The following is a 12,939-nucleotide window of genomic DNA, read 5'->3' on the forward strand; positions in this document are numbered from 1 at the left end:
CGAGGGCTGTACCGCCATAGCGGCATGGGACCATGCGCTTTTTTGCTGCGGAACCGCTTGCCTGCGGCCCCGGACCGGCGTCATATTTCGAACCGGGTCGCTCAATCCCGAGCGGCCGATGTTCTCAGGGCGGGGTGAAAGTCCCCACCGGCGGTAAGGGCCGAAAAGCCTAAGCCCGCGAGCGCCTTCCTCCAGGTTTTTACCGAAGGGAAGGGTCAGCAGATTCGGTGCGACTCCGAAGCCGACGGTTAAAGTCCGGATGAAAGAGAACGGTCGGTGGCAGACGCATCGCAAGATGCGGCTGTTTGTCGTTCCGTGTGCCCTGATTCTGGTCCTTTGAAGGAAAGCCATGAATCAGATGTTGCAAGATCCCCAAGTCCAAACCTCCCAAGCTGAAACTTCCCAGACACCGCCGCCGGTTCCGCAAGGCCCGGCGACCGAGCATCCGCGCTTCGCCAAGCCGCAGCGGGTGGCCTTCGTGCAGGCCTGCTGGCACCGCGACGTGGTCGAGGAAGCCCGCATCGCCTTCATCAAGGAGGCCGAGGCGCGCCGTCTCACCCATGTCGACGTGTTCGAGGTGCCGGGCTCGTTCGAGATCCCGCTGCACGCGCAGGTCCTCGCCAAGACGCGGCGCTACACCGCGATCGTCGCGGCCGGCCTTGTCGTTGACGGTGGCATCTATCGCCACGAGTTCGTCGCTGACACCGTGATCAAGGCGCTGATGGACGTGCAACTGCGCACCGAGGTGCCGGTGTTCTCCGCCGTGCTGACGCCACAGCAATTCCACGAGACCGAAGTGCACTACGATTTCTTCCGCAGGCACTTTGCGATCAAGGGCGTCGAGGTCGCGGCCGCCTGTGCGGAGACACTGCTCGGCCTGGAGCGCCTGCGCGGCCAGGTCGCGGCGGGGATTGTGTAGCACTCCTTGCACACGCCGCTGATGGTCAATCCCGCCGCCATCCCTATAAAGTCGGCGGCGGGAGGAGGCCGTGTGAGCGCGAGGGCGAAGGTCGGTTAGCTGCCGTGGGGTGGACAAAGCGGAGCGTGCCCACTATTCCCGATCGCAAAACCTGCTGGTGGGCACGGCGCCCGCTCGCTCCGGCTTGAGCAGCCGGTAATGCAGCCGCGCATAGCCGCCGAGCCACCGGACGGCGGCATTGAGTCCGAGCGCCAGCAACGCAGCGAACCCTGCGCCAGTGGTCACCAAGGCGACGCCTGCGAGCCCGCGCAAGATCAGCTCGACGACCCGTCCATCGCCGAAATGCTTGTAGACGCTGATGAGCAATCCGATGCCGACAATTCCCACGGCGAGGCCGCTGAGCGCGAACAGCGCGGCCGTCGAGTTGCGGAAGGAGTGGTGGTTCTCCCACCGGCGCAATCCCGTCTCGGCGCGCAGCTCGCGTGCCAGCCGTCTGGGGTCGCCAAGAGCGGAGGCGACCTCTTGGCTGAATTCGCTCTTAGCCCAGGGATACGCCTGCCTTGGCGCGGCTGATCCCAAGGGTGAGGATGCGATGCAGGAGATCCCTGTATTTGAGCCCGTCATGTTGAGCCGCCGTGGCGAACTCCTGGCTCTTGGCGATTTCAGGGTTTGGGTTGGCTTCGATGAAATACGGCGTGCCGTCGGCAGCGAGACGGAAATCGATGCGCGCGTAGCCATCGAGGCCAAGCGCCCGGTAGATGCGTTTCGCGGCACGCTGGATGCGCGCCGTGACTTCGGGCGCGAGGTCTTTCGCCGGCCCGTCGACGATGCCGAGGCGCTCCTGGTAGTCGGTGTCGTGCTTGGCCTTTTCGGTGGCGATGTGCCGTGAACTGCGCCCGCCCATGCTGCCGAATTTCAATTCCCACACCGGCAGGACGCGGAGACGGTTGTTGCCGAGAACGCCGACATAAAGCTCGCGACCCTCGATGAACTGCTCGGCGATGGCCGCGGTTTCGCTCCGATCGTGGATGAAGGCGACGCGCTCCGCGAGCTTTTCGTCGGTATCGACGATGGAGGCCTGAGAAATGCCGGCAGATCCATCCATGTTCAGGCTCTTGACGATCAGCGGCAGCGCAAGATGCTTCGGCCGCTTGACCTTGCGTCGCATCGGGAAGACGGCGAAGGCCGGGACCGCGATGCGGCGGTGATGCACCAGCGTCTTGGAAAGGTCTTTGCCGCGCGCCAGGATCAGGCCGCGCGGATTACACCCGGTATAAGGGACCTTCATCAGTTCGAGATAGCTGGCGATATGCTGGTCATAGGCGACGTTGTAGTGGAATTCCTCCAGCAGCGTGAAAACCACGTGCGGCTTGAACTCCTCGATCGCTTCGCGGACCGGCCTGATTTCCTCCTGTGCGCCGAGTGCGCGGACCTCATGGCCGGCCGCGCGCAAGGTGCTCACGACGTCGTATTCCGTTTTCCAAGTGTTGATTTCCTGCGCCGTGTATCCGTCGGATGAGTCCGGCGGCAGGAAGTCGGGATGCATCAGCACGAGGATACGGAGTCGTCTCATAGCGCGATCCATTTGCGCCGAGACGGGCCAAACAGCGCGTGCATCGTCTTGGCGGTCACGAGGACAGTGAAATCGAGAACGAGCTTTTGTTCCGGGCCCACCGCGCGCAGGTCGAGCTCGCGGCACCGGGAGATCATGTCGTCAAGCACGGCATCGAGCGTGAGCTGGTTCTCGCCCGTCCACCGCGCGACCAGTCGCCTGATCTGGGCGCGGTGCCGCCGGATCAGGGCCGCAGCCGGCTTCGACCGGTGATGCCGCGGATCGGCAGAGAACAGCCGGGAGAGGTCGCGGTCGTAGGTCTTCGGTGGCGTGAAGGCGTAGAATGCCTGCTTCTGCTTGTAGTGCTCTTCGAGCGTCTGGCTGAGCCTGCTCAGGGGATCGACACGCTTTCGCGTCGTGACGAGCGGTCGCTCTCCCGCGATCTCGCCCATGAGCTCGTCGACATATTCGAGTTTCTTCAGCGCGGGCCAGCCGGCGTATCGCGTGCGCCAGTTCGAACGCGGTCGCAGCCACACCGCAAACGTCTCGGCGAAATCTTCATCCGGGTGGCTCTGCGCGTACCAGAGCCGGAGGTGCTGAACGTAACGCCTGCTCGCCGGATTGGGCCGGTAGTAGCGCGGGTAGTGTTTCGACGACGGCCCGAACAATTGTTGCCAGCGCCGGCGGCGCTGCAACTGGAAACCGTGCTGGATGGCATGGCCCGCCTCGTGACGGAGAATGGCCATGCACTCGCGCCAGGTTCCGCCCTCGACGTCGAACATCATCTTCTTCTCGAGCTTCATCAGGCGGGGATGGGCGAGATAGAAGGGGATCGCGATGCCGGGCACGTCTCCCGGACTGAACCACTCGCTCGAGATCCACGTGTGCGGCCGCAGCCGGATGCCTCGCTCTTCCAGCTCCTCGTGGAGCGTGGCGACGCAATCCTCCAGCCAGGTGCCTTCGACCGTAACCTTCAGGCTGGAGAGGCGCTGCTTGAGCAGCTCGTCATCCGACAGCTTTTCCCAAGCAAATTTCCGGCGCGGCATCAGGTATCCAGAAGGCAGGGATGACTCGGAATCTCAATGATGTCATGGGCGGCAGCCCGCAACAACCCGCGAGCCGTGCTGCGGCGCGTCGTGAGGGGCGGGAGCGGCTCGCGCTCCCTCGCCCCGCTTGCGGGCAGGGCAATCGCATATGACTCGTTGCGGGCGACCTGCGCGCACGCCTCGTCCTTCGAGACGGCGCTTACGCGCCTCCTCAGGATGAGGCTAACCAGCGTCAGTGCCCCTTTGAAACTGCTGCCGCATACTCCGCCCTCATCCTGAGGAGCCCGCCCAAAGCGGGCGTCTCGAAGGATGGTCGCAGGGACAAGTTTTCATATGCGATTGCCCTGCCGCTTGCGGGGAGAGGCGAAGAAGAAATCAGTCGAACAGGCTCGAGACTGACTCTTCCGCCGCGGTGCGCGCGATCGCATCCGAGATCAGGCTCGCGATCGGCAGTGTGCGGATGTTCGGCGCCTTGGTCACCGCTTCCGTCGGCAGGATCGAGTCGGTGATGACGAGCTCTTTCAGCTTCGAGCCCGAGATACGGGCGGCCGCGCCGCCGGAGAGCACGCCATGGGTGATATAGGCGTAGACATCCTTGGCGCCCTTGGCGATCAGCGCGTCGGCGGCGTTCACCAGCGTGCCGCCGGAATCGACGATGTCGTCGACCAGGATACAGCTGTAGCCTGAGACGTCGCCGATCACGTTCATGACTTCGGATTCACCCGGACGTTCGCGGCGTTTGTCGACGATCGCGAGCGGGGTGTTGATGCGCTTGGCGAGGCCGCGGGCGCGGGCCACGCCGCCGACGTCGGGCGATACTACCATCACGTTGCCGAGATCGAAACGTTCGCGGATGTCGCGCACCATCAGGGGGGCAGCGAACAAATTGTCGGTCGGGATATCGAAGAAGCCCTGGATCTGGCCGGCATGCAGGTCGAGCGTCATGACGCGGTCGACGCCGGCATGGGTGATCAGATTGGCGACGAGCTTGGCCGAGATCGGCGTGCGCGAGCCGGAGCGGCGGTCCTGCCTGGCATAGCCGAAATAGGGGATCACTGCGGTGATGCGGCGCGCCGAGGAGCGGCGCAGCGCGTCGGTGATGATCAGCAGCTCCATCAGATTGTCGTTCGCCGGAAACGAAGTCGACTGGATGATGAAGGCATCCGAGCCGCGGATGTTTTCCTGGACCTCGACGAAGATCTCCATGTCGGCAAAGCGCCGCACCACCGCTTTGGTCAGCGGCATGTCCAGGCCCTGCGCGATCGCCTGCGCGAGGGCGGGATTCGAGTTGCCGGCGACAAGCTTGATGGAGCCGTTCTTGGCCGACATGGACGCTTCCTCCCGCGCTTTGCTGGATACGACGTTCAACATCAAAGAATACCCACTGGCAGCACGGTTACGACGGGCGAGGAAATATCAGGCCGAAGCCCGCACTGGCAACCCGGGATGCTACGTTTTCCCTCCGAAAAGCCTGAGTCGGGCCAACAGCTTGGCTGCAACTTGGGCCCGTGGTTTAGCGGTGGTTATTGCCGGGCATAGCCGAGCGCCGAGGCCGGCATCTCCAGCGCCGGAGCCTCCGGAGCCACACTCGCCACCGCCGGTCCGCGCAGGCCCGGAACCGAGCCGGGCGCGTCCGGCGTTCCGTTGATCATGTTGGAAAGTCCGCTGAATCCGGCCTGGGCGATCTTCCGCAGCACGAGGTCGTCGGCAGCCTGCCAGGGGTCGCGCATCGCGTCCCGGCCGCCTTTGGCGGCGGTCAGTTCCTCGCCGGAGAGGCGCAGCGCCCGCTGCTGGCTGGCGTCGTAGACGTCCCAGACCCAGGCGATCACGGTCTTGCCGCGGACCACCTGGGCGGAGAGGTAGCTGCGCACGCGGTAGGCGGCCGTCCCCTCGCGGGAGACCACGGACAGGCTACGCAGCTTGGATTCGCTGTCGAGCACGCCGACCATGCGGTCGAATACCTGCGGCGGCGGGCCGTCGATCGACTCAAAAGCGACCGTCGCCCCAGACCCGCCGCTCGGCACCATCGCGTAGGAATTGGCGGGTGCGTTGCCGCCGGCGCAGCCGGCCAGCGCGGTCGCTGCCGCCAGCAGTATGACCGCCAGCACGCGCGAGCCCGCACGGCGCAAGATGAATGACGCTTCCCTCATTGAGGGCAGCGATATCGTTAAAATCGATTAAGGTCTAGGGCAGAGGCGATACAAAACACACTGTCATTCCGGGGCGCGCCACTTGGCGCGAGCCCGGAATCCATTTCTCCGCGCGAACTTCCGCACGATGGATTCTCAGATGCGCAATTGCGCATCATAGTTCTCGCTTCGCGAGCCCCCGGAATGACGGTTGTTCAGGTTGCCGGTGTGTTCACGCTTCCAGCGCGATCGCGTGAATATGGCGGCCGTAATCCGGCTCCTTGCGATGCACCGAGCGGCGATAGCTGAAGAAGCGCTCGTCGGCGTAGGTATCGAGGCCGAGATCGTCGATCATCAGAATGCCGGCGGCTTCCAGCCGCATGCGGATGAAGCCGGCGAGGTCGAACATCGCGTGGCCCTCGCGCAGCGACGGGATGAAGAACATCGCGTTGTCCGCATCCGCCTCGATGAAACGCGCGACGAACTCGTTGCCGACCTCGTAGCTGTCCTGGCGGATCAAGGGACCGATCGCGGCGATGATGCCGCTGCGGGCGGCGCCGAGATTCTCCATCGCCGAGATCGTGGATTCCAGCACACCCGTGAGCGCGCCCTTCCAGCCGGCATGGGCGCCGCCGATCACGCGCGCATGGGGATCGACGAACAGCACGGGGCCGCAATCGGCGGTGGAGACGCCGAGCGCGATGCCCGGCGTCCTGGTCACCAGTGCATCCCCCTTCGGCCGTGGGCCGCTTGGCCAGGGTGCATCGGCGACGCGGACGTCGGGCGAATGGATCTGATGCAGGCTGAGAAAGCGCTCCGGCGCAATGCCGACATGTTCGGCCATGCGGCGGCGGTTCTCTGCAACAAGGGCCTGATCGTCGTTGGAGCCGAGCCCGCCGTTGAGCGCGGCATAGATGCCGCTGGAGACGCCGCCTTCACGCGTGAAGAAGGAATGGCGCAGGCCGGGCACTGCCGACAGCAGCGACGAAGTGAGAGTCATCGATGGTCTCCGGCCCGTTCGAGGTCGCTGAGGCCCGCAAGGCCCGTCAGCCGCGGCTCGGAGATGCCGAGCACCTTGAACATCGCGCCCATGCCGCTGCGCCCGGTGTCGGTCAGCCGCTTCAGCGCCACGGAAATGTCGGTTGCCACCTCCGGCGTCGCCTTCTGCATGAGCGCGGCGGCGCGGGTGTCGATGCCGACGCGCTTGAGGAAATCACCTTGCGTCACCGGCCCGTGCACGCGGGCGCCGAGGTCCTCAGCCGCGCGCGCGAGCGCCTGGAAGTCGACATGGGCGGTGACGTCAGCCTGGCCCGGCGCCTTCAGGGGATCGGTGAAGCTGTGACGTGCGATGGCCTGAAAGGTGTCGCCGGCATCGCTGCGCAGATGGCCGTAATCGATGATCAGGGCCGCGCCGTCCTGGTCGCGCACGCGCGCGGCGAGCTTCATGATCTCGGTATCGGGCCGCCATTCGAACACCGCGCCGACCGGCGCCGCGCGTACCAAAGGCGGCAGCAGCACGTCGAAGCGTGGCGTCGGCTCGGATGCCGCGCCGAACTGAAGCTTGCCGTTGGGGTCGACCTCGACCACACGCTCGTGCCAACCGTTCTCGCGCTTCACCATCTGGTGGATCGGCAGCACGTCGAAATATTCGTTGGCGAGGATGATGCTGGGGCCTTCGGGCACGTCGTCGATGCTGTGGTGCCAGGCGATGTTGTTGCGCACGCCCGCCAATGTCGTGCTCTGCCGCTCGCGCAGGACCGGATTGACCTCGACCAGATGAATGCTGAGCCCCTGGTAGAGCGGCGGCAGCACGCGCAGCGCGCGCAGTGCGTCCGCCATCATGGTGCCGCGGCCGGGGCCGATCTCGATCAGCCGCAGGAATTGCGGCGAACCCATCTGCTTCCAGACCGAGGCGGTCCACAATCCCAGCAGTTCGCCGAACATCTGGCTGACTTCGGGCGCGGTGGTGAAGTCGCCTTCGCGTCCCAATGGATCGCGCGAGACGTAATAGCCGTAGCGCGGATGCATCAGGCACGATTCCATGTATCGCCAGACCGGCATGGGGCCTGAGGATTTGATCAGCGCCTTGATCTCGTTGAGCAGTGGCTGTTCGGTCACGTGTCTTCTCGAAATGGATTAACGAATGGCCTCGGTGGGCCTCGGTGCCCCGCGCCTGACAGCCCATACAATAAGTATACCGCCGACGATAAGCATCGGGATCGACAGCAGCATGCCCATGGTTAATCCGCCCCAGAGGAAGCCGAGCTGGACGTCCGGCTCGCGGAAGTGCTCGCCGGCGATGCGGGTCAGGCCATAGATCAGGATGAAGGCACCGAGGATCATGCCGGGACGCTTCAGGGCGCCGAGGCGGATCATGATCGCGAGCACCGCGAACAGCAGAATGCCCTCCATGCCGGCTTCATAGAGCTGGCTCGGATGGCGCGGCAAATGCGAGGGATCGTTGGGGAAGATCATCGCCCAGGGCAGGCTCGCATCGGTGGCACGGCCCCACAATTCGCCATTGATGAAATTGGCGATCCGCCCGAGCAGCAGCCCGATCGGGGCGACTGCGGTGGTGATGTCGCCGAGCGACAGGATCGAGATGCCGTTGCGATAGGCAAACCACATCACCGCGACGACGCAGCCGAGGAAGCCGCCATGAAACGACATGCCGCCTTCCCACAGCCGGAAGATGGCGTCGGGATGATCGATGAAGAAGGGCAGATTGTAGAACAGCACATAGCCGGTGCGGCCGCCCAGGATGATGCCGAGCGTAACCCAGAGGATGAAGTCGTCGATCTGCACCAGCGACATCGGCGCGGGGCCGCCCCACAGGCGCTCGTCCTTCAATAGCGAACGCGCATAGAGCCAACCGATGACGATGCCGCCGATATAGGCCAGCGCGTACCAGCGGATCGCGAACGGCCCGATCGCGACCGCGATCGGGTTGAACGATGGGAAGTCGATGAGCAGAAAGGGCATCGCGCCTGCTATTGCTGGACGAGATTGCGGCGATAGAGCGCCAGCAGCCGCTCCCAATGCCGCTCGGCGGCGTCGCGGTCATAGACCGGCCGCTTGGGAAAGGCGAAGCCGTGATGGGTGCCGGGATAGGCCTCGACCTCGGCTTTCGCGCCGTCCGTGCCCTGCTTGACCTTCTCGATGATCTCGGTCGGCGCATAGATGTCGGTCTCGGCGCAGGCGAAATAGAGCTCGGCCTTGGTCTTGCTCGCGGCAAGATGCGGGCTGTCGTCCTGCTCCGTCGCGAGCTGCACACCGTAGATTGAGGCGGCGGCCTTGACGCGGTCGGGGAAATGCGTGGCGGCATTGATGGCGTAGCGGCCGCTCATGCAATAGCCGACGGTGCCAATGATTTTGGCGTTCGCGGCCGTCTGGCCCTCGGCATAGGTGAGCAGCGCCCTCGTGTCGTCCATGATCATGGGAATCGTGAGCGAGCCCATCAGCGCGAACAGGCGCTTGCGCTCCGGCGCGTTCGGATCGGCCGGCAGCGCGCCAAGCTCCATCACGCCGGAGCGGTAATAGAGGTTCGGCAGCATCACGTAATAGCCCGACGTCGCGAGCCGGCGCGCCATGTCGCGCAGCTCTTCGCGGATCGCCGGCGCGTCCATGTAGAACAGGATGACCGGGAACGGTCCGTCGCGCTCGGGATGAACGATGAAGGTCGCGGTGTGCCCGTCCTTGGTGGGAATTGCGATCTGCTGCTCGATCATGTCTTGCGTTCCGCCTTGTGATTCTTCTTATGCAGGGACGTTGAATACGATTGCAAGGAAACCGGGGCATGACAAGGATACCGCCGCGCGGCCCTTGAACCGGCCTTCGCAGATTGCCATTGTCTTGTCCGCTGTTCGCGCAAAGTTTATCGAGGCCGCCAGGAGACCGACATGACCCAGACCACCAACCGGTTTTTCGACGAGATCGGCCGCATGATGAACGACGCCGCCGGCGCGGCCCAGGGCGTCAAGCGTGAGTTCGATACGGTGATGCGGACGCAAGCCGAGAAGTTCCTGCGCGACATGGACCTGGTCAAGCGCGAGGAGTTCGAGGCGGTCAAGGACATGGCCCGCCTCGCCCGCGAGGAAAACGAGGCCCTGAAGGCGCGCATCGCGGCGCTGGAGGCCAAGCTCGGCGGGTAAGGCAGCTCTTTCTTACCCTCCCCTGGAGGGGGAGGGTCGGCGCGTAGCACCGGGGTGGGGTGATCTCTCCACTCGGGCACCGCCTCAATGGAGAAACTGTCACCCCACCCCGCTCGCGCTTCGCGCGATCGACCCTCCCCCTGGAGGGGGAGGGTAAGAGCAGCCCATTCTCCTTGTCATTTCTGCATCTTCCGGGTAAAAGCCCGGCAGTTCGTGGCCCCCGCACCCCTGGAGGCTTGCTGCGAACTATGCCATGGGCCGCGCTGCGGCCCATTAACTTTTGCAAAAACAAGGACTTAGACTATGGCGACGACCGTCAAGGAATTGAAGGCGACCGCACGTCCGAAGAGCGGCAAGGGGGCCGCCCGGGCTGAGCGTCGCGCCGGGAAAGTGCCCGGAGTGATCTATGGTAACAAGCAGCCCCCGCTCCCGATCTCGGTTGATGATCGCGAACTGCGCCAGCGCATCCTCGCCGGCCGGTTCCTGACCACGCTGGTCGACATCGACCTCGAAGGCAAGAAGCACCGCGTGATTCCGCGCGACTACCATCTCGATCCGGTCAGGGACTTCCCGATCCACGTCGACTTCATGCGCCTCGGCGAAGGCGCCACCATCCGCATCAGCGTTCCCTTGCATGTCGTGAAGGCGGAAGGCTCGCCTGGCGTGAAGCGCGGCGGCGCCGTCAACCTCGTCGCTCATGCGGTCGAGCTCGAATGCGGTATCGAGAGCATCCCGCAGTTCATCGAAGTCGATGTCGGCTCGCTGGAAATCGGTCACTCGCTCCATCTGTCGGACGTCAAGCTGCCGGCCGGCGTGAAGGCGCTGACCCGCGAGGACGCAACCCTCGTCACCATCGTGCCGCCGTCCGGCTACGCCGAAGAGCAGAAGGCCGCGGCCGCGGCCGCTGCAGGTGGCGCGGCTCCGGGCGCTGCGGCCGCTCCGGCGGCTGGCGCGGCTGCACCGGCTGCGGGTGCTGCTGCTCCGGCAGCGGCTGCCAAGGCTCCTGCTGCCAAGGCTCCCGCCGGCGGCGACAAGAAGAAGTAATCTCTCAAAGCTGGCGCTCGGTCTCTGATCGCGCGCCGAGCGAGGGGCGCGCCGCGTCATGCGACTCTTTGTTGGGCTCGGCAATCCCGGCGCGAAATACGCACGTAATCGGCACAATATCGGCTTCATGGCCGTCGACGGGATTGCGCGGCGTCATGGTTTCGCACCATGGCGCCGTCGTTTTCAGGGCGAGATCTCGGAAGGCACGCTCGGCACTGAGCGCGTGATCCTGCTCAAGCCGACGACGTACATGAACGACTCCGGCCGCAGCGTTCAGGAAGCCGCGAGCTTCTTCAAGATCGCGCCGGGCGACACCACGGTGTTTCACGACGAGCTCGAGCTGCCGCCGGGCAAGGTGCGGGTGAAGATCGGCGGCGGCATTGCCGGGCATAACGGCCTGCGCTCGATCTCCGCGCATATCGGCAACGAATATCGCCGGGTGCGGCTCGGCATCGGTCATCCCGGCGTCAAGGAGATGGTGCACGGCCATGTGCTGTCGGACTTCGCCAAGGCCGACAGCGACTGGGTGACGACGCTCTGCGACGCGGTGGCCGAGCATGCCGAACTGATCGTCAAGGGCACGGACGCGACCTTCGCCAACAGGGTGCATCTCGCGATGCAGGCGAAGGGATTTTTGACTAAGGACGAGAACGGCAAGGAATAACGCTCGTGGGATTCAAATGCGGAATCGTCGGATTGCCCAATGTCGGCAAGTCGACCTTGTTCAATGCGCTGACCGAGACGGCCGCGGCGCAGGCCGCGAACTATCCGTTCTGCACCATCGAGCCGAATGTCGGCGAGGTCGCTGTGCCCGATCCGCGGCTCGACAAGCTCGCGGCGATCGCCAAATCGGGCCAGATCATTCCGACGCGGCTGACCTTCGTCGACATCGCGGGCCTCGTGCGCGGCGCCTCCAAGGGCGAAGGCCTCGGCAATCAGTTCCTGGCCAACATCCGCGAGGTCGACGCCATCGCGCATGTCGTGCGCTGCTTTGAAGATTCCGACATCACCCATGTCGAGGGCAAGATCGCGCCGCTCGCCGACATCGAGACCATCGAGACCGAGCTGATGCTCGCCGATCTCGACAGCCTCGAGAAGCGCGTCGACAACCTGACCAAAAAGGCCAAGGGCAACGACAAGGACGCCAAGGAGCAGCTCGACCTCGTCAACCGCACGCTGGTGCTCCTGCGCGAAGGCAAGCCCGCGCGCCTGGTCGAGCGCAAGGCCGAGGAGGAGCGCGCCTTCGGCATGCTCGGCCTGTTGTCGTCCAAGCCCGTGCTCTATGTCTGCAACGTCGAGGAAGGCTCGGCGGCCACGGGCAATTCGTTCTCCAAGGCGGTGCAGGACCAGGCCGCCAAGGAAGGCGCCGTTGCCGTCGTCATCTCCGCCAAGATCGAATCCGAGATCGCCACCATCTCGCGCGAAGAGCGCACCGATTTCCTGGAGACGCTGGGGCTCGAAGAGGCCGGCCTCGATCGCCTGATCCGTGCCGGCTACACGTTGCTCGACCTCATCACCTATTTCACGGTGGGCCCGAAGGAAGCGCGCGCCTGGACCATCTATCGCGGCACCAAGGCGCCGGGCGCCGCCGGTGTGATCCACACCGATTTCGAGAAGGGTTTCATCCGCGCCGAGACGATTGCGTATGAGGATTACGTCGCGTTCAACGGCGAAGCCGGCGCCCGCGATGCCGGCAAGCTGCGCCTCGAAGGCAAGGAATACGTCGTCGCCGATGGCGACGTGATGCATTTCCGGTTTAATACGTAAGAGGCGGCCTTCGTAGGGTGGATTAGCGGAGCGTAACCCACCTCTTCTGTCGCCGCGGTAAGAGACGCGGTGGGTTACGCCTTCGGCTAATCTTACTGAGTCATTCGGTCGCGGCCGCGGTGGGCGGAGAATCAAATATTTGAGGAGATTCAATATTTGGCATGCGGAGGGCCAGATGGATCTCAATCAGGGTGAAAGCAGCGGGGCACGGTTTGCGGCCTATGTAGCTGGGCTTGGAAGTGTGATCGGTCAGGCAGTGCGGATGAGGCCGCTGCGTGACTATTGCACCGGCTTGATATTGCCGGGCGAACGTAAGAGCGTCGAGCCGATG

14 protein-coding genes, 1 pseudogene and 1 riboswitch are annotated in these 12,939 nt (G+C 64.5%); of the genes and pseudogenes, 6 read left to right on the plus strand and 9 right to left on the minus strand.

What is annotated here, in order from left to right; all coding sequences use genetic code 11:
• Positions 1 to 116: 116 nt before the first annotated feature.
• A riboswitch (FMN riboswitch) is annotated at positions 117 to 275 on the plus strand.
• Positions 276 to 349: 74 nt separating this feature from the next.
• Positions 350 to 919 carry a 6,7-dimethyl-8-ribityllumazine synthase gene (locus tag YUA_RS0131250; protein WP_027534234.1) on the plus strand — a complete coding sequence of 190 codons (570 nt, stop codon included), beginning with the start codon at positions 350 to 352 and terminating at the stop codon, positions 917 to 919.
• Positions 920 to 1,051: 132 nt separating this feature from the next.
• On the opposite strand, the gene YUA_RS45550 is transcribed toward YUA_RS0131250, so the two are convergent.
• From YUA_RS45550 to YUA_RS0131295, 9 genes are all read right to left on the minus strand, one after another.
• Complete coding sequence (locus YUA_RS45550; protein ID WP_156947366.1) at positions 1,052 to 1,378, minus strand: hypothetical protein; 327 nt, start codon at positions 1,376 to 1,378, stop codon at positions 1,052 to 1,054.
• Between the two features lie 79 nt (positions 1,379 to 1,457).
• The gene (locus YUA_RS0131260) at positions 1,458 to 2,492 is read right to left on the minus strand and encodes an ATP-grasp domain-containing protein (RefSeq protein ID WP_027534235.1); all 1,035 of its coding nucleotides are present in this window, start codon (positions 2,490 to 2,492) and stop codon (positions 1,458 to 1,460) included.
• Positions 2,489 to 3,517: a putative zinc-binding metallopeptidase gene (locus YUA_RS0131265; RefSeq protein ID WP_027534236.1), complete on the minus strand. Its 1,029-nt coding sequence runs from the start codon at positions 3,515 to 3,517 to the stop codon at positions 2,489 to 2,491. Before YUA_RS0131265 ends, YUA_RS0131260 begins: the two co-directional genes overlap by 4 nt.
• A gap of 375 nt (positions 3,518 to 3,892) precedes the next feature.
• A complete protein-coding gene (locus YUA_RS0131270) occupies positions 3,893 to 4,846 on the minus strand; it encodes a ribose-phosphate pyrophosphokinase (protein ID WP_027534237.1) in 954 nt (317 codons plus the stop codon).
• Between the two features lie 194 nt (positions 4,847 to 5,040).
• Entirely contained in the window at positions 5,041 to 5,667 is a 627-nt protein-coding gene (locus YUA_RS0131275) for a hypothetical protein (RefSeq protein ID WP_027534238.1), read from the minus strand.
• A gap of 211 nt (positions 5,668 to 5,878) precedes the next feature.
• Complete coding sequence (pgeF, locus tag YUA_RS0131280; RefSeq protein WP_027534239.1) at positions 5,879 to 6,646, minus strand: peptidoglycan editing factor PgeF; 768 nt, start codon at positions 6,644 to 6,646, stop codon at positions 5,879 to 5,881.
• Positions 6,643 to 7,764, minus strand: a complete 1,122-nt coding sequence (locus YUA_RS0131285) for a class I SAM-dependent methyltransferase (protein ID WP_027534240.1) — start codon at positions 7,762 to 7,764, stop codon at positions 6,643 to 6,645. The genes pgeF and YUA_RS0131285 overlap by 4 nt, the downstream gene beginning before the upstream one ends.
• An 18-nt stretch (positions 7,765 to 7,782) precedes the next feature.
• Positions 7,783 to 8,628, minus strand: a complete 846-nt coding sequence (gene lgt / locus YUA_RS0131290) for a prolipoprotein diacylglyceryl transferase (RefSeq protein WP_027534241.1) — start codon at positions 8,626 to 8,628, stop codon at positions 7,783 to 7,785.
• Positions 8,629 to 8,636: 8 nt separating this feature from the next.
• Positions 8,637 to 9,374, minus strand: a complete 738-nt coding sequence (locus YUA_RS0131295; RefSeq protein ID WP_027534242.1) for a dienelactone hydrolase family protein — start codon at positions 9,372 to 9,374, stop codon at positions 8,637 to 8,639.
• 171 nt (positions 9,375 to 9,545) lie between these two features.
• On the opposite strand from YUA_RS0131295, the gene YUA_RS0131300 reads away from it, so the two are divergent.
• From YUA_RS0131300 to YUA_RS51965, 5 genes and pseudogenes are all read left to right on the plus strand, one after another.
• Entirely contained in the window at positions 9,546 to 9,797 is a 252-nt protein-coding gene (locus YUA_RS0131300) for an accessory factor UbiK family protein (RefSeq protein ID WP_027534243.1), read from the plus strand.
• Positions 9,798 to 10,100: 303 nt separating this feature from the next.
• On the plus strand, positions 10,101 to 10,841 hold the full coding sequence (locus tag YUA_RS0131305; RefSeq protein WP_027534244.1) for a 50S ribosomal protein L25/general stress protein Ctc: 741 nt from the start codon (positions 10,101 to 10,103) through the stop codon (positions 10,839 to 10,841).
• A 58-nt stretch (positions 10,842 to 10,899) separates the two neighbouring features.
• Positions 10,900 to 11,505: an aminoacyl-tRNA hydrolase gene (gene pth, locus YUA_RS0131310; RefSeq protein WP_027534245.1), complete on the plus strand. Its 606-nt coding sequence runs from the start codon at positions 10,900 to 10,902 to the stop codon at positions 11,503 to 11,505.
• 5 nt (positions 11,506 to 11,510) lie between these two features.
• Entirely contained in the window at positions 11,511 to 12,608 is a 1,098-nt protein-coding gene (gene ychF, locus YUA_RS0131315) for a redox-regulated ATPase YchF (RefSeq protein ID WP_027534246.1), read from the plus strand.
• A 175-nt stretch (positions 12,609 to 12,783) separates the two neighbouring features.
• Positions 12,784 to 12,939, plus strand: a pseudogene (locus tag YUA_RS51965) (IS701 family transposase); the annotation flags it as partial.

The organism is Bradyrhizobium sp. WSM3983, from assembly GCF_000473045.1.
GTDB lineage: Bacteria > Pseudomonadota > Alphaproteobacteria > Rhizobiales > Xanthobacteraceae > Bradyrhizobium.